Origin of the sequence: Halomonas sabkhae (genome assembly GCF_030409265.1) — a bacterium.
Lineage (GTDB): Bacteria > Pseudomonadota > Gammaproteobacteria > Pseudomonadales > Halomonadaceae > Halomonas > Halomonas halmophila.
The window spans coordinates 51909-72347 of the sequence record NZ_JAUFPM010000017.1 but is presented as its reverse complement, the minus strand read 5'-3'; the positions used below and the strand labels follow the sequence as shown (position 1 = coordinate 72347).

Genomic DNA, 20439 nt, shown 5'->3' with positions numbered 1-20439 from the left:
GGCACGGTAAAGTAATGTGCATCGAGTGCACCCTCATTTCCCGCCCGTCTGCTGCATGCCACCCGTGAGCAGCGCAGGACGGCGCCATGACCGATACCCCATCATGATCGCACGACTGGACCCCCGTGACGCCTCGTCGGATGCGCACGCCGAACATTATCAGGCCTTCCTCGAGGCCCTGCGCGCGGCCGGCTTCGCCGGCGAGATCGCCGCGGATGCGGCCAACCGCACCGTGCTGGCCACCGACAACTCCATCTATCAGCGCCTGCCCCGGGCCGTGCTGTACCCGCGCGATGTCAGCGATCTCGAGTGTCTGGCGAGCCTGGCCGGGCAGGACGCCTACCGCGACATCGTCATGGCGCCGCGCGGTGGTGGCACGGGCACCAATGGCCAGTCGCTCACCGATGGCCTGATGATCGATGTCTCGCGGCACATGAATACCATCCTCGACATCGACGTCGAGAACCAGCGGGTGCGCGTCCAGGCCGGCGTGGTCAAGGACCAGCTCAACGCCGCGCTCAAGCCCCATGGCCTGTTCTTCGCCCCGGAGCTTTCGACCTCCAATCGCGCCACCATCGGCGGCATGATCGCCACCGACGCCAGCGGCCAGGGCAGCCGCGAATACGGCAAGACCCGCGGCCACGTGCTCGAACTCGACAGCGTGCTGCTCGGCGGCGAACGCCTGGCGAGCCGCCCGGTCAGCGAGGCCGAGCTCGATGCGCTGTGCGCGCGGAAGGACGCCGTCGGCCGCGTGCACCGCCAGGCCCAGGCGATCATCGACAACGAACGCCAGCGCATCGACGAGACCTTCCCACCGCTCAACCGCTGCCTGACCGGCTATGACCTGGCACACCTGCGCACCGCGGACGGCCGCTTCGATCTCAACAGCGTGCTGTGTGGTGCCGAAGGTTCGCTGGCTTTTACCAGCGAGGCGGTACTCAAGGTGCTGCCGATCCCCCGACACTCTACCCTGGTCAACGTGCGCTACGCCGGCTTCATGGACGCCCTGCGCGACGCCGAGGCGCTGATGGCCAGTGACGCTGCGCCGACCTCCATCGAGACGGTGGACAGCAAGGTGCTCGGCCTGGCCAAGGGCGACATGGTCTGGGACAGCGTCGCCGAATTCTTTCCGGAAGATGGCGCCACGCCCGTGGACGGCATCAACCTGGTCGAATTCAACGACGACGACCCCGAGCGGCTGGCCGGCCGCGTCGATGCCTTCTGCCGCCACCTGAGCCATGACACCAGGGTGCCGCGCCTGGGCCACAGCCTGGCCGAAGGCCGCCCCGCCATCCAGCGCGTCTACGCCATGCGCAAGCGCGCCGTGGGTCTGCTCGGCAATGTCCAGGGCGAGAAACGCCCGATTCCCTTCGTCGAGGACACGGCGGTTCCCCCGGAGGTTCTCGCCGACTACATCGCCGAATTCCGCGCCCTGCTGGACAGCCATGGCCTGGAATACGGCATGTTCGGCCATGTCGACGCCGGGGTGCTGCACGTGCGCCCGGCCATCGACATGAAGGACCCGGCCCAGGAAGCCCTGATCCGCCCCCTCTCGGATGCCGTCGCCGAGCTCACCCGACGCTACGGCGGCCTGCTGTGGGGCGAGCACGGCAAGGGCGTGCGCTCGGAATACGCCCCGGCCTTCTTCGGCCCGCTGTATCCCAGCCTTCAGCGTCTCAAGGCCGCCTTCGACCCGCACAACCAGCTCAACCCGGGCAAGATCGCCACGCCGCTTTCCATCCCGCCCGAGGACGCGGGGAGTGCTATCCCGAATGACAGGATATCGGGGGCAGGTCGTAGCGAAGGTCATTTGCCAGGTATGGCAAATGTAGCGCCCAGGGAGGGTTTCACAGCGCCTTCGCGAAGGCCTGCTCCCGATACGGCCCCATCTACGGCTCCATCCACCAAGGGCGGAGTTCCTGGCCCGAGCGACGCCGCCGACGCAGCCGCCGAGGCCGAGCCGGTCAAGTGGGTGGACCCGGGGCTGCTGACCATCGATGGCGTGCCCACCCGCGGCCAGCTCGACCGCCGCATCGCACCGCATGTCTGGCAGGCCCACGCCGATGCGGTCCACTGCAACGGCAATGGCGCCTGCTACAACTATGACCCGGACGACGCCATGTGCCCGTCCTGGAAGGCCACGCGCCAGCGCATTCACTCGCCCAAGGGACGCGCCAGTTTGATGCGCGAATGGCTGCGCCGCCAGGGCGAGGCCGGTGTCGACGTGGTGGAAGAAGCGCATCGACACAAGCAGGCAGGCGTGTGGCGCTTCGTGCGCGACTTCCCGCGCCGGGCGCGCAATAGCCTGGCCCGACGGCGCGGCGAGGAGGACTTCTCGCACGAGGTCCACGAGGCCATGGCCGGCTGCCTGGCCTGCAAGTCCTGCGCCAGCCAGTGCCCGGTCAAGGTCAATGTGCCGGCCTTCCGCTCGCAGTTCCTCGAGGTCTACCACGGTCGCTATCTGCGCCCGGCCCGGGATTACCTGATCGGCGGCCTGGAGTTCCTGGCCCCGAGCCTGTCGCGCCTGGCGCCGCTATACAACGCCGCCCTCGGCAACCGGATGCTCGGCAGGCTGCTCTCCGGCCCCCTGGGCATGGTCGACAGCCCGCGGCTTTCGCGGGCACGCCTGGACAAGCAGCTGACGGCCTGGGGTGTGCCTTCCGCCACGCCGGCCAGCCTGAGCCGACTGACCGCCGCTCAGAAAGCGCGCAGCGTGATTCTCGTACAGGATGCCTTCACGCGGTATTTCGAGGCCGGCGTGGCCCGCGACATTATCGAACTGCTGCAGCGCCTGGACGTGAACGTCTTCGTTGCCCCCTATGCCGCCAACGGCAAGCCCATGCAGGTCCAGGGCTTCCTGGGCGCCTTCGCGCGCACCGCCGAGAAACAGGCCGAGCGCCTCACGGCCCTCGCCGATTTCGGCGTGCCCCTGGTGGGCATCGACCCGGCCATGACCCTGACCTATCGCCAGGAATACGTGAAGACACTGGGCGCCGAGAAGGTGCCCGAGGTACAGCTGCTCAGCGAGTGGCTCGCCGAGCGTGCCGAGCGGTTCGCCGACGACATGCCGGCACTCGCCGACCCCGGCTTCCGCCTGCTGGCCCACTGCACGGAAAAAACCAGTGTGCCGGAGGCCCCCGCGCAATGGCAGCGCATCTTTAGCGCCTTCGGCCTCGAGCTGGAGGTGCTGGCCTCGGGGTGCTGCGGAATGTCCGGCACCTATGGTCACGAGGCGCGCAACCTCGAGACCTCGAAGACCATCTATGCCCAGTCCTGGCAACCCAGGGTCGAGGCGCCGGAACTCCAGGGGCGCCTGCTGGCCACCGGCTATTCCTGCCGCAGCCAGGCCCGGCGCCTCTCGCAGACCGGCCTGCCGCATCCACTGCAGGGTCTGCTGACGGCACTGCAACAAGCGCCCGAAGCGACGACCGCCTCCCGGTCATAGGCCGCCATCCGGGGCTTCCAGGCAGCGCCGCTCGACGGCCAGCGGTAGCAGGCCGGGGGATGGATTGCATGTTGGGGCCGACGACGATAGGCTGCGCGGCCCCCCATACGACCCGAACCGATGGAGTGCGACCCCATGGAGCATGCCGGCTTCGACCTGGCGGTGATCGGCCTGCTGGCGCTGATCTGCCAATGGCTTGCATGGCAGCTGAAGCTGCCGGCCATTCTGATGTTGCTGGTCGCCGGCATCGCGGCGGGTCCGGTCAGCGGGCTGCTGGATCCCGATGCGCTGTTCGGCGACCTGTTGTTTCCGCTGGTCTCGCTGGCCGTGGCCGTCATCCTGTTCGAGGGCAGTCTGACGCTGGACTTCCGCGAACTGGGCGGGCACGGCCGAACGGTTCGTCGTCTGGTTACCTGGGGCGCGCTGATCACCGCCGTCATCGGCACCATCGCCGCCCACTTTCTGCTTTCGCTATCCTGGGAAATGGCCAGCGTGCTGGGCGCCCTGCTGGTGGTCACCGGGCCGACGGTGATCCTGCCCATGCTGCAGACGCTGGGGGCCCGCCAGCACCTGACCCAGATACTGCGCTGGGAAGGCATCCTGATCGACCCGGTGGGTGCCATCGGCGCCGTACTGGTCTATGAATACGTCGCCCTGGGGTCCGGGGCCACCGGCGCCGCCACCCACACCCTGGTACTGTTCGGCAAGACCGCCCTGATCGGCTTCGGCCTGGGCATCGGCGGCGGTTATCTGTGGGGCCTGATCCTGCGCCGCCACTGGCTGCCCCGCCAGCTACACAGCTTCGGCACCCTGATGATGATGCTGACGCTGTTCTCGATCTCCAACCTGCTGTTCCATGAATCCGGTCTGCTGACCGTCACCGTCATGGGCGCCTGGCTGGCCAATATGCGCGGCGTGCCGACCCGGCCGATCATCGAGTTCAAGGAAACGCTGTCGGTCCTGTTGATCTCGGGACTGTTCATCCTGCTGGCGGCGCGTCTGACGGTGGATCAGCTGGCCCTGCTGGGCTGGCAGGCCTGGGCCTTCCTGTTCGTGCTGCTCGGCGTGGCCAGGCCGCTGATGGTCTGGGTCTGTACCCTGGGCAGCCGCCTGGAGAACCGCGAAAAGGCCCTGCTGGCCTTCATCTCGCCGCGCGGCATCGTGGCCGCCGCCACGGCCTCGCTGTTCGCCCTGCGTCTGGAAGAACTCGACATGCCCGGCGCCGAGATGCTGGTGCCGGTCACCTTCCTGGTGATCATCAGCACCGTGGTCGGTCAGAGCCTGCTGTCCCGTCCGCTGGCCCGCTGGCTGGGCGTACAACGGCCGTCACCGGATGGTGTGCTGATCATCGGTGCCAACCCGGTGGCTCGCCAGATCGGCCAGCAGCTGCGTTCCGCCGGGGTCAGCGTGGTGCTCACCGACAGCAACTGGGATGCCATCCAGGAGGCCAAGGCGCTGGGGCTGACCACCTACTTCGGCGACCCGCTCTCGGAACACGCGGCCCAGCACCTGGAGCTGAGCAATATCGGCTATCTGCTGCCGCTCTCGCCCTACCGCGAGCTCAACGACATGGCCAGCCTGCACTTCGAGCACCTGCTGGGACGCGAACGCGTCTTCCGCCTGGCCGTCGACGAAGGGCGCAGCGGCAACCGCCCGCATGGTCAGGCCCTGAGCCATCTGCCCCTGCTCTTCGGCCGCGATGTGACCTATGCCCGGCTGTCACGCCTGGTCGCCGAAGGCGGCGAAATGCAGCGCACTCACTGCACCGAGAAGACGCGGCTGGACCACCTCAAGCGTCGCCATGCCGGACGCTGCCTGCCACTACTGTGCATCGGCCAGTCCGGCCGGCTGCGCCTGGCCACGGCCGAGAACGGGCTGACGCCCAAGCGCGGCGACACCCTGGTCAGCCTGGTCTATGCCGACTCGCCGGAGATGGAAGCACCGCTGATTTCCTGAGGCCGCGCCGCGGCTGCTACATGACAACGCCGACCCTCGGGTCGGCGTTGTGTCGGCACGCAGCCTGGTGGGCCGGCGGCCGGGTCGAGGCACGGCAGGAGTTGGAGGCTTAGAAAAAAAGACGCCGCAGCGACTCCCCCGGAGACTCCTCACGCATGAAGGCTTCGCCGACCAGGAAGCCGTGCACATCGTGTTCTCGCATGCGCAGGATGTCGTCGCGGCTGTGAATGCCGGATTCGGTGATCACCGTCACGCCAGCGGGTACGCGCCCCAGCAGCTCGAGCGTGGTGTCGAGCCGTGTCTCGAAGGTGTGCAGGTCGCGATTGTTGATCCCCACCAGCCCCAGGTCCAGCGCCAACGCACGTTCCAGCTCGCGGGCATCATGCACCTCGACCAGCACATCCATGCCGAGTTCGGTGGCCTGGCGGTGCAGGTCCGCCAGCCGAGCGTCGTCGAGCGCGGCGACGATCAGGAGGATACAGTCGGCGCCGATGGCGCGCGCTTCGCTGACCTGATAGGCGTGGGTGATGAAGTCCTTGCGGATCACCGGCAGTGAGCAGGCATCGCGGGCGGCGATCAGGTCATCCTCATGGCCCTGGAAGAAGTCGGCATCGGTCAGCACCGACAGGCAGGCGGCCCCGCCAGCGGCATAACTGGCGGCGATGTCCGCCGGCACATAGGTTTCGCGGATCACCCCGCGGGAGGGCGAGGCCTTCTTGATCTCGGCGATCACCGCCGGATCGCCGTCGCGCATGCGCGCATCCAGGGCGTCGATGAAGCCGCGCGGCGCCGTCATGCGTTCGGCCAGGGTCAGCAATTCACGCTCGGAGACTGCCCGGCGGCGCTCGGCGACTTCGGCGTCCTTGCGCTCCAGGATACGGGTCAGAATGGTGGGGGTCGTCATGTCATGCTCCTGAACGGCGCCTATTGGGCAAAGACCCGGGTGAAGTTGGCCAGTTCCCGGAGCTTCTCACGGGCCAGCTTGGAGCCCTGGGCATCCTGCGCCAGCGCCACGCCTTCCTTGAGGGTATCGGCGACACCCGAGGCATAGAGGGCGCCACCGGCATTCAGGGCGACGATATCGGCCGCCGGCCCCTCGCCCACCAGCGACTGCTCGACCAGGCGCAGGCTGTCCTCGGCGGTCTGGACCTTCAGCGCCTCCAGCGACTGACGCTCGATGCCGAAATCCTCCGGCGTGATGCGATACTCGTGAATCTCGCCATCCTTGAGCTCGGCCACTCGGGTCGGCGCGGCCAGGGAAATCTCGTCCAGGCCGTCCTCGGCGCATACCACCAGCACGTGCCGACTGCCGAGACGCCGCATGACCTCGGCCATCAGCGGCACCAGCGATGCCGAATAGACGCCGAGCAGCTGATTCGGTGCCCCCGCCGGGTTGGTCAGGGGGCCGAGGATGTTGAACAGGGTCCGCACGCCCATCTCGCGACGCGGTCCCACGGCGTGGCGCATGGCGGGATGGTGATTGGGGGCGAACATGAAGCCGACCCCGACCTCCTCGATGCAGCGGCCGACCTGCTCCGGCGACAGGTCGAGCCCGATGCCCGCCACCGAGAACAGGTCCGCACTGCCCGACGAGGACGACACGCCGCGGTTGCCATGCTTGGCGACATGCGCACCGCCGGCGGCGGCCACGAAACTGGAGGCCGTGGAGACATTGAAGAGGTTGGCGCCGTCACCCCCCGTGCCGACGATGTCGACCACATTGTCCACGCCCAGTGTCACCGGCTTCATCAGCTCGCGCATGACCTGTGCCGCGGCGCTGATTTCCTCGGCCGACTCGCCCTTCATCGCCATGCCCATCAGGAAGGCGGCGACCTGGGCCTCGGAGGCCTCGCCGGTCATGATGGCCGTCATGGCCCCATGGGTCGCCTCATAGCTCAAGTTTTCCCGGCGCATCAACGCGCCAAGGACGTCTCGCATCTGCATGGCAGCTCTCTCCTAACCGTGATCCAACGCCTTATCGACGCTCGAGAAAATTGGTCAACAGCTCGTGTCCCTGACGCGTCAGGATCGACTCGGGATGAAACTGTACGCCCTCGATGTCCAGCTCGCGGTGACGCAGGCCCATGATCAGCCCCGGGGTGATGTCGTCGTCCGGCGTCCAGGCGGTGACCTCGAGACACTCCGGCAAGCCTTCACGGGCGACGACCAGCGAATGATAGCGCGTCACCTCAAGCGGGTTGTCGAGCCCGCTGAACACGCCGCGCCCATCATGCCGGATCGCCGAGGTCTTGCCGTGCATGACATCAGGCGCGCGCTGCACGTCCCCGCCGAACACCTGGCCGATGGCCTGGTGACCCAGGCAGATGCCCAGGATCGGCAGACGACCGGCGAAGTGGCGCACGGCCTGCATGGAGATGCCGGCCTCGTTCGGGGTGCAGGGCCCGGGGGAAATCACCAGGTGGCTCGGCGACAGGGCTTCGATGTCGGCGACGCTGATGGCATCGTTGCGATAGGTGCGCACGTCCTGCCCCAGCTCGCCGAGGTACTGGACGATGTTGAAGGTGAAGCTGTCGTAGTTATCGATCATCACGATCATGTCGGGCATACACTCCTGATATCAATCGGGCTCACAAAGCCCAAGACCTTCGCTTGCTCATGATGACTCGACATGCCCGAGGGTTGCCGCGAGCCAGCAGATACAAAAATGCCGCCTCGCGGGCGGCACTATTGCTCAGACACACGCACGCCGCCCCTTCAAGACTGGAGGCGCCACTGCGTCACTGAGGTCATCGCGAAATACATCATGCTCGCTATAGTGTGCGGCGCGCTCATGCCTGTCAAGGCGCTCTCGGGCGCCTTCGGCCTAGAGGTTGTCGAGCCCCCGCTCGGCCATGGCCACCGCCCGGAACAGGGCGCGCCGCTTGTTGATGGTTTCCTGCCATTCGTCCTCGGGATCGGAGTCGGCGACGATGCCGCCACCGGCCTGGACATGCAGCTCGCCATCCTTGATCACGGCGGTGCGAATGGCGATGGCGGTATCCATGTTGCCGTGCCACGAAATATAGCCGACGGCCCCGGAGTAGATACCGCGCTTGACCGGCTCGAGCTCGTCGATGACTTCCATGGCCCGCACCTTGGAGGCCCCGGACAGGGTACCCGCCGGGAAGGTGGCACGCAGTGCGTCCATCGCCGTCATGCCCGAGCGCAGACGCCCGGTGACCTGAGAGACGATGTGCATGACATGCGAATAACGCTCGACGGCCATGTTGTCGGTGACCGTCACCGAGCCCGGCTCGCTGATGCGCCCCACATCGTTGCGGCCGAGATCGATGAGCATGACGTGCTCGGCGATTTCCTTGGGATCGTTGAGCAGCTCGGCTTCCAGGGCGCGATCCTCTTCCTCGGTGGCACCGCGGTGACGCGTGCCGGCGATGGGCCGCACGGTCACCTCGCCTTCCTCGAGGCGGGTGAGGATTTCCGGCGAGGAGCCGACCACATGATGGTCGTCCAGGTTGAGGAAGAACATGTAGGGCGACGGGTTGAGGCTGCGCAGGGCGCGATACAGGTCCAGCGGCGGCGCCTGGTAGGGAATCGACATGCGCTGGGACGGCACGCACTGCATGACGTCGCCGGCCTTGACGTATTCCTTGATGCGTTCCACGGCCGCCTTGTAGCCGGCCTCGCTGAAGCTGGCATGGAAGTCGTCCTCGGAAATGTCCGACCGCCCGGTACCGGGACTGCGACTCTGCAGCACGGCGCTGCGCAACTGTTCCTCGAGCTGGTCGAGGCGCTGGATCGAGCGGTCATAGGCCTCGGCCTCGCCCGGATCGGCGTGGGTCCAGAGCGTCAGGCGGCCCGAGAGGTTGTCGAAGACCACCAGGTCATCGCAGACCATCAGCAGGATGTCCGGTACCCCGAGCGGATCCGGCTTTTCCACGCCCCGCAGGCGGGGCTCGATGTAGCGAATGGTGTCATAGCCGAAATAGCCCACCAGGCCGCCGTCGAAACGCGGCGTGTCATCCAGGCGCGGGACCTTGAAGCGCGCCTGAAAAGCCTCGATCCAGGCCAGCGGGTCCTCCACCTCGGTGGCCCCGCGACCCTCGCCGTCGACGACGTGTTCGACATGAAATCCGCGCACTTCGATGCGCTCGCGACACGGCAGGCCGATGATCGAGTAGCGCCCCCACTTCTCGCCGCCCTGCACGGACTCCAGCAGGAAGGTCCAGGGCGCGTCGGCCAGCTTGAGGTAGGTGGAAAGCGGCGTATCGAGATCCGCCAGGACCTCGCGGGTCACGGGGATACGGTTGTAGCCGGCGTCGGCCAGCTCCTGAAAACGTTCGGGGGTCATCATCTGCCCTGGGCCTCGGGTAAAGAAAGAACTCACGATGGAGCGAAAAGCGCATGGTCAAGCGACGCTCGGGCCGCCCTGGCGCGTCAGCGTCACCATCGCCAACTGCCGGTGAATACCCGACGATCGAGCGGGGTCACGGCGTCACGGAGAACAAGGGCATCCAGCGTCATGCGAGGGTCCATAAGGGCAGGAAGTCCGGGAATGTCCGGCGATTATACGGGTTCAGGGTGCATGGCCCAATGCGCGGCACGGGCCAGGTTCAAACTAAAGGAGTTCCACCAGCGATTCAACCACGGCATCCGGACCGCTGAGCGCAACCGGCTCACCATGGTTGTAGCCGTAGGGCACGGCCAGGGTGCGGAACGCGGCCGCCCTGCCCGCCGCGATGTCATGTCGGGAGTCCCCGACCATCAGGCAATGCGTCGTGGAGGTCGCGAAGGTCGCGGCGGCATGCGTCAACGGCAGGGGATCGGGCTTGCGCCGCGCAAGGCTGTCGCCGCCCAGGCAGAGCGAAAAGTACGTCGACAGCCCAAAGTGCTCGAGAATCGGGGCGATGAAGGCCGCCGGCTTGTTGGTCACCAGCACCAGCGTCAGGCCGGCGGCATGCAGCTGCTGCAGCGCTTCCGCCACGCCGGGATAGAGCCGGCTTGCCGCGCAGGGGCGCCGCTCATAATGGTTCACGAAGGCATCGTGGGCCTGCTCAAGGCGTGACGCCCCGGGTTCCTCGGCGAGCGCATGGCGCAGTGCGCGTTCCATCAACACCCGCGAACCATTGCCGACCCAGTCCCTGACATGCCGCTCGCCCGCAGCCGGCAGACCGAGATCGCACAGGGCCGCGTCGACCGCTGCCGCCAGGTCCGGCACCGAGTCCACCAGGGTGCCGTCCAGGTCGAAGCAGATCAGTCGAATGTCATCCAGCAGGCTGTGCATGTGGCGGTTTCCTGTCATGAAATGCCTCGGGGCCATGGGCATGTCACGGCGACGGGCTTATGCTGGTGGCCTATTTCCGAGGAGCTTGTGGATAATGAGCGTACCAAGAATCGTGGTTATCGGCGGCGGCGCCGGTGGACTGGAGCTGGTGACCCGCCTGGGACGACGCCTGGGCCGACGCGGGCGTGCCGAGATCATGCTGGTCGACCGGCATACCACCCATATCTGGAAGCCGCTGCTCCATGAGGTGGCCACCGGCGCCCTGGACTCGGGGCTCGACGAGATTTCCTACCAGGGCCATGCGCGAGCCAACGGCTATCACTTCCAGCTCGGCACCGTCACCGGGCTGGATCGCGAGTCGCGGCAACTGACACTGGCGCCGATCATCGATGACGAGGGCCATGAGGTCCTGCCATCACGCAGCCTGTCCTACGATGAACTGGTCATCGCGGTGGGCAGCGTGAGCAATGACTTCGGCACCCCGGGCGTCGGCGAATACTGCCATTTTCTCGACAGCCCGCGCCAGGCCGAAGCGTTTCGCAAGGATATGCTCAACACCTTCCTGCGCTACAACACGCCCCGGCAGGACCAGCGCACCCGGATGGCGGTGGGCATCGTCGGCGCCGGCGCCACCGGCGTCGAGCTCGCCGCGGAGCTGTATGATGCCTCCCAGATGCTGCATGCCTATGGCGTCACCCGGCTGGAAAGCGACCACCTGGAAGTGCACCTGATCGAGGCCGCCCCCGGCATTCTCCCCGCCCTGCCCGAGCGCATCAGTCAGGCGGTGCATCGCGAGCTGGAGCGCCTGGGCGTGCAGGTGCATGTCGCGACCCGCGTGACCCGGGTCGAGCCCTCGGCCATCATCACCGCCGACGGCCAGCGCATCGAGACCGACCTCGGCGTCTGGGCGGCCGGCATCAAGGCCCCGGCCTTTCTGTCGGAGCTGGGCCTGACCACCGAGCGCAACCACCGCATCAGGGTCGAATCCAGCCTGCAGAGTATCGATGACCCGCACATCTTCGCCCTGGGCGATTGCGCCAGCTGCCCCCAGGAAGACGGTTCCCAGGTACCGCCGCGCGCCCAGGCGGCTCACCAGCAGGCCGACCGGCTCTACAAGAACCTGCGCGCACGGCTCGAGGGCAAACCGCTCAAGCCCTTCGTGTTCCGTGATCGCGGCTCGCTGATTTCGCTGGCCCATTTTGATGCGGTGGGTAGCCTGATGCGTGGCGCCTCGGCACGCAGCCTCTTCATCGAGGGCCACCTGGCGAAGTTCTTCTACGCTTCCCTGTATCGCATGCACCAGCGCGCCATTCACGGCAGCCTGAAGACCGGCCTGATGGTCATCGTCGATGGTCTGAATCGTTTTTTGAAGCCGCGCATGAAACTCCACTGAGGAAACACTGCTTAAATGCCTGCGCATGCAAATCGCTGCGTTACGCGGTGCGCGAAAGCTCGCCTAACTAAATGTTATGTCTCGCTTTCTGTGCTCCGTGCGCCTTGCGCTTCACGATGCTCGCCAATTTTTTCAGCGTTTCCCTAAGCGCCATATAACCCAGAAGCGAAAGGCCCGAGCCCCGACACGATCGGGACTCGGGCCTCGAGCAGTGGCCGTCGGTGCGATCCGACCTCAGCCGATGACGTCAGTCTCGCCCTTGTCGCCGTGATGGTAGACGTGCACATCGCGCTGCGGGAAGGGAATGTTGATGCCTTCGCGATCGAAGCGACGCTTGATTTCCTCGGTCATCTCCCAGTAGACGTCCCAGTAGTCACCGGCATTGACCCAGGGCCGCACGATCCAGTTGACGCTTGAATCCCCCAGCGAGCCGATGCGAATGTTCGGCGCCGGATCGGCCAGCACACGGCTGTCATCGGCCACCACGCTCTCCAGCACGCGTCGCACGGTATCGATGTCGTCGTTGTAACCGACGCCCACGACCAGGTCCACCCGCCGCGTGGAACGCGAGGAGTAGTTGGTGATGGCATCCGACATCATCTGACCGTTGGGCACGATGATGCGCCGATTGTCCGGCGTGCTGAGCTCGGTGTTGAAGATCTGCACTTCCTCGACGGTGCCGGAAACGCCGCCACCCTCGATGTAGTCGCCCACCCGGTAGGGGCGGAACAGGACCACCATCACGCCGGCGGCGAAATTGGCCAGCGATCCCTGCAGCGCCAGCCCCACGGCCAGTCCCGCGGCACCGATGACGGCGATCAGCGAGGTGGTCTGAATGCCGATCTGGCTGATGGTGGCCAGGACCACGGCAAACATCATCATCACATACAGGATGTTGCCCACGAAGGTGACCACCAGGGGGTCGGCCTTGGCCTTCTTCATGGACTTGACGGCCAGGCGATGCAGCAGCTTGGCCACCCAGCGCCCGAGCACGAAGATGGCGATCGCCGCCACCAGGTTGATCACAAAGCTCGTGCCCTGCACCTGCAGAAATTCCACGATGCGTTCCAGATCCGCGTCCATCTCGACTCCTTGAATACTTGCCTGTCGCGCCCCGAGCGGGACCGACACCTTGTTGACCGACTGCCGACGCCCCGTCCCCTCAGGGTTCAGCCTGGCGCGTCAGCAGCCAGCGTCGTTTCTCCCTTGCCGACAGGCGCTTGATGCCTGCCTCCAGGCGCAGCGCTTCACCATGCTCGCCCACCGCCTGGTGATATACCAGATGCAGCGGACCTTTGCCACGCAGGGCCTTGGCACCGCGCCCCGCCCGGTGTTCGCTCAGGCGCCGCTGCACATCCGTGGTGATGCCCGTATAGAGGGCACCGTCGGCGGTCTCGAGCACGTACAGATGCCATGGCCCGGCCGCAGTATCGAGTTCGCTCATGCGTCCTCGAGCGCGCGGCGAAATTCGCGCATGACGCTGTCGTAACGATGCGGATCCTGCGCGTTGCGCCCCTTGAAGACCGCCGAGCCGGCGACGAAGGTATCCGCTCCGGCACGCGCCACCTCGGCAATGTTGTCGGGCTTGATGCCGCCGTCGACTTCCAGACGAATCGAACGGCCGGAGGCATCGATGCGTCGACGCACCTCGCGCAGCTTGTCGAGGGTGCCGGGAATGAAGGACTGACCGCCGAAGCCCGGGTTGACGCTCATCAGCAGGATCATGTCGACCTTGTCCATGACATGATCGAGGAAATGCAGGGGAGTGGCGGGATTGAACACCAGCCCCGACCGGCAGCCCCCATCGCGGATCAACTGCAGCGAGCGATCGATATGCTCCGAGGCCTCCGGATGGAAGGTGACATAGCTGGCGCCGGCATCGATGAAATCGCCGATCAGCCGGTCCACCGGCTTGACCATCAGGTGGGCGTCGATGGGGGCGGTCACGCCGTGCTTGCGCAGCGCCTCGCAGACCATGGGGCCGATGGTCAGGTTGGGCACATAGTGATTGTCCATAACGTCGAAGTGCACGATATCCGCCCCCGAAGCGAGGACATCATCGACTTCATCACCGAGCCGGGCGAAGTCGGCAGACAGGATCGAAGGGGCAATCAGGTAGTCGGAGGTCGTGGCGCTCATGGGGCTCCCTGGCGAAATTCGAAGAACACAATGGCGGATATTCTAACAGCATCCATCACCCGGATTACGACTTGGGAAACGCTGATTAGATCGTCGAGCATCGTGAAGCGCAAGGCGCACGGAGCACAGAAAACGAGGCATAACATCTAGTTAGGCGAGATTTCGAGCACCGCGCAACGAAGCGCTTTGCATGCGCAGGCATTTAAGCAGTGTTTACCTTGCGCAATCATCGCTGCCTGCTGATAGTTACAGGAAGCCCCGAATGGAAGGGCTTGTCACCCAAGACAAGGAGAGGTTCATGCCACACTGGAAACATACCCCACTGGTCGCCGGCCTGATCGCCGGCACCCTGCTGATGACCCCGCTGGCCATGGCGCAGCCGGCCATTCTGGAAGGCGAACGCTTCCATCCCCAGGAAGGCACCCAGGGCATGGTGGCGACCAGCCACTTTCTGGCCTCGCAGGTCGCCCGGGATGTCCTCGCCGATGGCGGCAACGCCGTGGATGCCGCCGTCACCGCCGGCTTCGCCCTGGCGGTCACCCAGCCCCGCTCCGGCAATATCGGCGGTGGCGGCTTCATGCTGATCTCCGACGAGAACAGCGACGAGGTCATCGCCATCGATTACCGCGAGACCGCCCCGGCCGCCGCCACCGAGACGATGTTCCAGGACGAGGACGGCAACGCCGTCTCCGAGTGGTCGCGCTTCACCCATCGCGCCGCCGGTGTGCCGGGCACCGTGGCCGGCCTGGCGCTGGCCCTGGAGCAATACGGCACCCTGAGCCTGGCCGATGCCCTGGCCCCGGCCATTCGCCTGGCCGAAGAAGGCTTCGAGGTACCGCCGCGCTTCGTCGCCGGCGTCAACGACACCCGCGAGCGGCTGGAAAAGTGGGAGTCGAGCCGCAAGATGTTCTTCAAGGAAGACGGCAGTGCCTATGAAGTCGGCGACACCTTCCGCCAGCCCGACCTGGCCGCTACCCTCAAGCGTATCGCCGAGCAGGGCGCGCGCGAGTTCTACGAGGGCGAGACCGCCGAACTGATCGCCGCCGAAATGGAGCGCCACGACGGCCTGATCACCCTTGAGGACCTGGCCGGTTATCAACCGGCGATTCGCGAGCCCAGCCACGGCACCTACCGCGGCCATGACATCTATGCCATGAGTCCGCCCTCTTCGGGTGGCGCGCACATCGTGCAGATGCTCAATATTCTCGAGGAGTACCCGATCGGCGAATGGGGCTTCAACTCGGCCGACACCCTCCATGTCATGGCCGAGGCCATGAAACGTGCCTATGCCGACCGCTCGGAATACCTGGGTGATACCGACTTCGTCGATGTGCCCCTCGAAGGCCTGACCTCGGAAGGCTATGCCGAGGAACTGCGCGGGCAGATCGACATGGACACCGCCACCCCGAGCAGCGATATCTCGCCGGGCAAGCCGCTGCCCTACGAGTCCAACGAGACCACCCACTTCTCGATTGCCGATGGCAATGGTCTGGCGGTGTCCAACACCTACACCATCAACTTCAGTTATGGCTCGGGCATTGCGGTGGAAGGCGCCGGCTTTCTGCTCAACAACGAGATGGATGACTTCTCGGCCAAGCCCGGCGTGCCCAATGCCTATGGCCTGATCGGCGGCGAAGCCAACAAGATCGAGCCCGGCAAGCGCATGCTTTCCTCGATGACACCGACCATCGTCAAGCGCGACGGCAAGAACTTCCTGATCACCGGCAGTCCGGGTGGCTCGCGCATCATCACCACCACCCTGCAGGTGTTGATGAATGTCATCGACCACGACATGAACATCCAGTCGGCGGTCAGCGCGCCGCGCATTCACCATCAATGGCTGCCCGACGAGATCCGCATCGAGGCCGGCATCAGCCCCGACACCATCGAGCTCCTCGAAGGCAAGGGCCACACCATCAGCCAGCAATCCGCCATGGGCGCGGCGCAGTCCATCGTCATCGAGGACGGCAAGTTCTTCGGCGGCGCCGACCCGCGCCGCTCCACCTCCTCCGCCATCGGCCTCTGACGGCCCGCCATGCCCCCGCACCGCCGGGGGCATGGCCCCTCTACCCGACTCACAACACGAACTCTTCCCTCTTCCCGCTTCCCTCCTCCCTCTTCCTTCTTCCCTCTTCCCTCTTCCTTCTTCCTTCTTCCCTCTTCCCTCTTCCCTCTTCCCTCTTCGCCCCTCACTCCTCACGCAGCTCGCAGCTCGTAGCTCGTAGCTCGTAGCTCGTAGCTCGTAGCTCGTAGCTCGTAGCTCGTAGCTCATCAAACTGGTAACCCGTCGCGACTTCAATATACCGAATTAATATAACCCCAACCCTTGTAATTCCATTTAGCGATTATTACCTTAGCCATCTAAGGAAACCTTTTTCGCACTGCAAGGAGCCATCATGTCCCCGCTGCCCGTCGTACGCCGCACCCTCACTGCTTCGCTTATCGCCGCCGGCCTGGGCATGGGCTTCGCCTCGCCGGTCATGGCGGCCGAGCGTGAACTGCTCAACTCCTCCTACGACATCGCCCGCGAGCTGTTCGCCGCGATCAACCCGGCGTTCAAGGAACACTGGGAGGCCGATCACGACGACACCCTGACCATCAAGCAGTCGCACGGTGGCTCGTCCGCCCAGGCGCGCGCCATCCTCCAGGGACTGGGCGCCGACGTGGTGACCTACAACCAGGTCACCGATGTCCAGGTACTCGCCGATGCCGGCCTGGTGGCCGAGGACTGGCAGCAGCAGCTGCCCAACAACGCCTCGCCCTACTACTCCACCACCGCCTTCCTGGTGCGCAAGGACAACCCCCTGGGCATCGAGAGCTGGACGGACCTGGTCGAGGAAGACGTCGAACTGGTCTTCCCCAATCCCAAGACATCCGGTAATGGCCGCTATACCTATCTGGCCGCCTGGGGCGCCGCTGAGCGCCAGTTCGATGGCGACCAGCAGCAGATCGAGGACTTCATGCGTACCTTCCTGGGCAACGTCAAGGTCTTCGATACCGGCGGCCGCGGCGCGACCACCAGCTTCATCGAGCGCGGCATCGGCGATGTCCTGATTAGCTTCGAATCCGAGGTCAACAACATCCGCCAGGAATACGGCAGCGACGAGTACGAGGTGATCGTGCCGCCGGTCAGCATCCTCGCCGAGTTCCCGGTGGCCGTGGTCAACGAGAACGCGGAAGACAACGGCAACAGCGAACTGGCCCGGGACTACCTGGACTACCTCTACACCGAGGAAGCCCAGCGCCTGCTGGCCGGTTTCAACTACCGCGTCCACGACGAGGCCGTGGTCGAGGAGTTCGCCGACCAGTTCCCCGAGACCGAGCTCTTCGAGGTTCAGGACGTCTTCGGCGGCTGGGATCAGGCCATGCAGACCCACTTCGAAAGCGGCGGGACCCTCGACCAGCTGCAGCGTCGCTGAACCGCCTCCTTGCCTGACACCGACGAGACGCGACCATGAAAGCATCGGCTTTCACTCTCTCCTTGCCGCGGGCCCGGCAGCGTGTGCTGCCGGGCTTCGGCCTGTCACTGGGCATCAGCCTGACCTTCGTGTCGCTGGTGCTGCTGGTGCCGCTGACCGGCCTGGTCGGCCAGCTGTCCGGCCTGTCCTGGGGCGAATACTGGGCCATCATCAGCGAAGGCCGCGTGGTGGCCAGCTACCTGACGACCATCGGTGCCGCCGCGGCCGGCGCCCTGGTCAACGCGGTGTTCGGACTGCTGATGGCCTGGGTGCTGGTGCGCTATGACTTCCCCGGCAAGCGCCTGCTCGATGCCCTGATGGACCTGCCCTTTGCCCTGCCGACCGCCGTGGCTGGCATCACCCTGGCCACGCTGTATTCCAGCAGCGGCTGGATGGGCCAGCTCCTGGCGCCGCTGGGCATCGAGGTGGCCTATACCTGGGTGGGCATCGCCCTGGCCATGGCCTTCACCAGCATCCCCTTCGTGGTGCGCACCGTGCAGCCGGTTCTCGAGGACCTGCCCGGCGAGGTCGACGAAGCTGCCATGACCCTGGGGGCCCGGGATGGCGTGGCCTTTCGCCGGGTCCTCCTGCCCCACCTGTGGCCGGCACTGGTCACCGGCACGGGGCTGGCCTTCGTGCGTTCACTGGGCGAATTCGGCGCCGTGATCTTCATCGCCGGCAACATGCCCTACGAGACCGAGATCACTTCGCTGATGATCTTCGTCAAGCTGCAGGAATACGACTATGTGGGGGCCTCGGCCATTGCTTCGGTGGTGCTCGCCACCTCGCTGCTCCTGCTGCTGGCCATCAATCTCTGGCAGGGTCGGTTCATTCGTCGCCTGCATGGGGGGAGCGCCTGATGCAACGAATCGGCGATTCTCCCGGCCTGCGCCGCCTGCTGATCGGCACGGCCGTCGGGCTGGCTGCCCTCTTCCTGCTGCTGCCGCTGGTGGCGATCTTTGCCCAGGCCTTCGCCAAGGGACTCGGTACCTTCTGGGGCAATATCACCGATCACTACACCCTGGCGGCCATCGGCCTGACGCTGTTCATCACCGCCCTGACCATTCCGGTGAACCTGGTGTTCGGGGTAATGCTCGCCTGGCTGGTGACCCGTTTCCAGTTCCCCGGCCGGCGGCTGTTGCAGACCCTGATCGACATTCCCTTCGCCATTTCGCCGGTGGTGGCGGGTCTGATCTACCTGCTGCTGTACGGCCGCAATGGCTGGATCGGCGGCTGGCTGGATGCCCATGACATTCAGCTGATGTTCGCCTGGCCGGGCATCCTGATGGTGACCATCTTCGTCACCTGCCCCTTCGTCGCCCGCGAACTGATTCCGCTGATGCAGGCCCAGGGCTCGCGCGAGGAAGAAGCCGCCGTCACCCTGGGGGCTTCCGGCTTCACGCTGTTCCGCCGGGTTACCCTGCCGAACATTCGCTGGGCGCTGCTCTACGGTGTCATCCTGACCAATGCGCGGGCCGTCGGCGAATTCGGCGCCGTCTCGGTGGTCTCCGGCGCCATCCGCGGCGAGACCAACACCCTGCCACTGCATGTCGAACTGCTGTATCAGGATTACAACACCGTTGGGGCCTTCGCCAGCGCCGCCCTGCTGGCCCTCATCGCCCTGTTCACGCTGGCCGCCAAGGCCGGCCTGGAATGGCGCGCGTCGCGCCGGGAGGCTTCCGCATGAGCATTCATCTGGAGAACATCGCCAAGCACTATGGCCGGGGTGGCCAGCACCAGGCGCTGGCGCCGCTGGACCTCGACATCCAGCAGGGCGAGCTGATCGGGCTGCTCGGTCCCTCCGGTTCCGGCAAGACGACCCTGCTGCGCATCATCGCCGGGCTCGAGGCCCCCGATCGCCAGCCCGAGGGGCGCATCCTGTTCGGCGAGCGCGATGTCACGCACCTGCATGTACGCGACCGGCGCATCGGCTTCGTCTTCCAACACTATGCGCTGTTCCGCCACATGACGGTCTACGACAACGTCGCCTTCGGGCTGACCGTGATGCCTCGCCGGCAGCGTCCGCCCGGCAGCGAGATCCGTGCCCGGGTGCATCGCCTGCTGGAAATGGTGCAGCTCGAACAGCTGGCCGACCGCTACCCGGCCCAGCTATCCGGCGGTCAGCAGCAGCGGGTCTCGCTGGCGCGCTCCCTGGCGCTGCGCCCCGATGTACTGCTGCTCGACGAGCCCTTCGGCGCTCTGGATGCCAAGGTCCGTCAGGAACTGCGCCGCTGGTTGCGTCATCTGCACGACGAATTGAACTTCACCAGCGTCTTCGTCACCCATGACCAGGAAGAAGCCCTGGAGCTCTCGGACCGGGTGGTGGTGATGAGCGACGGCCGCATCGAGCAGATCGACACGCCGGAAGCCCTGTATCGAGCCCCGAGCAACCGCTTCGTGTTCGAGTTCCTGGGGGATGTGAACCAGCTCGAGGGCGAAGTGCGCGACGGGGTGCTGACCTGCGGCGATGCGCGGCTGGATGTCGAGCTGCCCGACGGGCCGCGCAACCTGCTGCTGCGCCCCCATGAGATCGCCCTCGAGGCCGAGCCAAGTGAGGCGGCGCATCTGCCCGTCAGCGTCACGGCCATCTCGCCGGTGGGCGCGGAGGTTCGCGTGGAGCTGGCCGCCGACTGGCTGCCCGGCCCCTGGCTGGCCACCGTGCGCCATGCCGACTTCGAACGCCTGGCACTGACTCGCGGCCAGCGCCTCTTCGCCCACCCGCGGCACTGGCACCGGTTCACGGCGGCCACTCACAGCGAGTGTCATGCCACGGCGCCCATGGCCGGATAAGCGACCGAGGAAATCC

At 65.9% G+C, this 20439-nt stretch carries 16 protein-coding genes; 8 read left to right on the top strand and 8 right to left on the bottom strand.

The window, feature by feature from the left end; translation table 11 throughout:
- The first annotated feature begins 103 nt into the window (after window positions 1–103).
- Together QWY79_RS11165 and QWY79_RS11160 are read left to right on the top strand one after the other, a co-directional pair.
- Entirely contained in the window at window positions 104–3445 is a 3342-nt protein-coding gene (locus tag QWY79_RS11165) for an FAD-binding and (Fe-S)-binding domain-containing protein (protein ID WP_290272721.1), read from the top strand.
- 135 nt (window positions 3446–3580) lie between these two features.
- The gene (locus QWY79_RS11160) at window positions 3581–5401 is read left to right on the top strand and encodes a cation:proton antiporter (protein WP_290272720.1); all 1821 of its coding nucleotides are present in this window, start codon (window positions 3581–3583) and stop codon (window positions 5399–5401) included.
- 109 nt (window positions 5402–5510) lie between these two features.
- Here QWY79_RS11160 and trpC read toward each other — a convergent pair whose 3' ends face one another.
- From trpC to QWY79_RS11135, 5 genes are all read right to left on the bottom strand, one after another.
- Window positions 5511–6305, bottom strand: a complete 795-nt coding sequence (gene trpC, locus QWY79_RS11155) for an indole-3-glycerol phosphate synthase TrpC (protein ID WP_290272718.1) — start codon at window positions 6303–6305, stop codon at window positions 5511–5513.
- 20 nt (window positions 6306–6325) lie between these two features.
- Entirely contained in the window at window positions 6326–7345 is a 1020-nt protein-coding gene (gene trpD, locus QWY79_RS11150; RefSeq protein WP_290272717.1) for an anthranilate phosphoribosyltransferase, read from the bottom strand.
- A 31-nt stretch (window positions 7346–7376) separates the two neighbouring features.
- Entirely contained in the window at window positions 7377–7958 is a 582-nt protein-coding gene (locus QWY79_RS11145; protein WP_141317579.1) for an anthranilate synthase component II, read from the bottom strand.
- Between the two features lie 267 nt (window positions 7959–8225).
- The gene (trpE, locus tag QWY79_RS11140) at window positions 8226–9710 is read right to left on the bottom strand and encodes an anthranilate synthase component I (RefSeq protein ID WP_290273423.1); all 1485 of its coding nucleotides are present in this window, start codon (window positions 9708–9710) and stop codon (window positions 8226–8228) included.
- 267 nt (window positions 9711–9977) lie between these two features.
- Entirely contained in the window at window positions 9978–10643 is a 666-nt protein-coding gene (locus QWY79_RS11135; RefSeq protein WP_290272712.1) for a phosphoglycolate phosphatase, read from the bottom strand.
- A gap of 94 nt (window positions 10644–10737) precedes the next feature.
- Here QWY79_RS11135 and QWY79_RS11130 point away from each other — a divergent pair, with 94 nt between their 5' ends.
- Window positions 10738–12036, top strand: a complete 1299-nt coding sequence (locus tag QWY79_RS11130; protein WP_290272711.1) for an NAD(P)/FAD-dependent oxidoreductase — start codon at window positions 10738–10740, stop codon at window positions 12034–12036.
- A 234-nt stretch (window positions 12037–12270) separates the two neighbouring features.
- Here the strand turns inward: QWY79_RS11130 and QWY79_RS11125 are convergent, their stop codons facing one another.
- From QWY79_RS11125 to rpe, 3 genes are all read right to left on the bottom strand, one after another.
- Window positions 12271–13119, bottom strand: a complete 849-nt coding sequence (locus QWY79_RS11125; RefSeq protein WP_290272709.1) for a mechanosensitive ion channel family protein — start codon at window positions 13117–13119, stop codon at window positions 12271–12273.
- A gap of 79 nt (window positions 13120–13198) precedes the next feature.
- On the bottom strand, window positions 13199–13480 hold the full coding sequence (locus tag QWY79_RS11120; protein ID WP_290272707.1) for a GIY-YIG nuclease family protein: 282 nt from the start codon (window positions 13478–13480) through the stop codon (window positions 13199–13201).
- Entirely contained in the window at window positions 13477–14175 is a 699-nt protein-coding gene (gene rpe / locus QWY79_RS11115; RefSeq protein ID WP_290272705.1) for a ribulose-phosphate 3-epimerase, read from the bottom strand. The genes QWY79_RS11120 and rpe overlap by 4 nt, the downstream gene beginning before the upstream one ends.
- 298 nt (window positions 14176–14473) lie before the next feature.
- On the opposite strand from rpe, the gene ggt reads away from it, so the two are divergent.
- From ggt to QWY79_RS11090, 5 genes are all read left to right on the top strand, one after another.
- Entirely contained in the window at window positions 14474–16201 is a 1728-nt protein-coding gene (ggt, locus tag QWY79_RS11110) for a gamma-glutamyltransferase (protein WP_435389784.1), read from the top strand.
- 370 nt (window positions 16202–16571) lie between these two features.
- Window positions 16572–17594, top strand: a complete 1023-nt coding sequence (gene cysP, locus QWY79_RS11105; protein ID WP_290272703.1) for a thiosulfate ABC transporter substrate-binding protein CysP — start codon at window positions 16572–16574, stop codon at window positions 17592–17594.
- A 35-nt stretch (window positions 17595–17629) separates the two neighbouring features.
- A complete protein-coding gene (gene cysT, locus QWY79_RS11100; protein ID WP_290272701.1) occupies window positions 17630–18493 on the top strand; it encodes a sulfate ABC transporter permease subunit CysT in 864 nt (287 codons plus the stop codon).
- Entirely contained in the window at window positions 18493–19320 is an 828-nt protein-coding gene (gene cysW, locus QWY79_RS11095) for a sulfate ABC transporter permease subunit CysW (protein WP_290272699.1), read from the top strand. The genes cysT and cysW overlap by 1 nt, the downstream gene beginning before the upstream one ends.
- Window positions 19317–20423, top strand: a complete 1107-nt coding sequence (locus QWY79_RS11090) for a sulfate/molybdate ABC transporter ATP-binding protein (RefSeq protein ID WP_290272697.1) — start codon at window positions 19317–19319, stop codon at window positions 20421–20423. The genes cysW and QWY79_RS11090 overlap by 4 nt, the downstream gene beginning before the upstream one ends.
- Window positions 20424–20439: the final 16 nt, after the last annotated feature.

What these genes read in the sequence shown, in the direction of transcription:
- rpe (WP_290272705.1), bottom strand. Translation starts at nt 14,175, where the DNA reads ATGAGCGCCACGACCTCCGACTACCTGATTGCCCCTTCGATCCTGTCT.
- QWY79_RS11160 (WP_290272720.1), top strand. Translation starts at nt 3,581, where the DNA reads ATGGAGCATGCCGGCTTCGACCTGGCGGTGATCGGCCTGCTGGCGCTG.
- trpD (WP_290272717.1), bottom strand. Translation starts at nt 7,345, where the DNA reads ATGCAGATGCGAGACGTCCTTGGCGCGTTGATGCGCCGGGAAAACTTG.
- QWY79_RS11130 (WP_290272711.1), top strand. Translation starts at nt 10,738, where the DNA reads ATGAGCGTACCAAGAATCGTGGTTATCGGCGGCGGCGCCGGTGGACTG.
- ggt (WP_435389784.1), top strand. Translation starts at nt 14,474, where the DNA reads ATGCCACACTGGAAACATACCCCACTGGTCGCCGGCCTGATCGCCGGC.
- QWY79_RS11125 (WP_290272709.1), bottom strand. Translation starts at nt 13,119, where the DNA reads ATGGACGCGGATCTGGAACGCATCGTGGAATTTCTGCAGGTGCAGGGC.
- cysP (WP_290272703.1), top strand. Translation starts at nt 16,572, where the DNA reads ATGTCCCCGCTGCCCGTCGTACGCCGCACCCTCACTGCTTCGCTTATC.
- QWY79_RS11145 (WP_141317579.1), bottom strand. Translation starts at nt 7,958, where the DNA reads ATGATCGTGATGATCGATAACTACGACAGCTTCACCTTCAACATCGTC.
- QWY79_RS11165 (WP_290272721.1), top strand. Translation starts at nt 104, where the DNA reads ATGATCGCACGACTGGACCCCCGTGACGCCTCGTCGGATGCGCACGCC.
- trpE (WP_290273423.1), bottom strand. Translation starts at nt 9,710, where the DNA reads ATGACCCCCGAACGTTTTCAGGAGCTGGCCGACGCCGGCTACAACCGT.
- QWY79_RS11090 (WP_290272697.1), top strand. Translation starts at nt 19,317, where the DNA reads ATGAGCATTCATCTGGAGAACATCGCCAAGCACTATGGCCGGGGTGGC.
- cysT (WP_290272701.1), top strand. Translation starts at nt 17,630, where the DNA reads ATGAAAGCATCGGCTTTCACTCTCTCCTTGCCGCGGGCCCGGCAGCGT.
- QWY79_RS11120 (WP_290272707.1), bottom strand. Translation starts at nt 13,480, where the DNA reads ATGAGCGAACTCGATACTGCGGCCGGGCCATGGCATCTGTACGTGCTC.
- cysW (WP_290272699.1), top strand. Translation starts at nt 18,493, where the DNA reads ATGCAACGAATCGGCGATTCTCCCGGCCTGCGCCGCCTGCTGATCGGC.
- trpC (WP_290272718.1), bottom strand. Translation starts at nt 6,305, where the DNA reads ATGACGACCCCCACCATTCTGACCCGTATCCTGGAGCGCAAGGACGCC.
- QWY79_RS11135 (WP_290272712.1), bottom strand. Translation starts at nt 10,643, where the DNA reads ATGCACAGCCTGCTGGATGACATTCGACTGATCTGCTTCGACCTGGAC.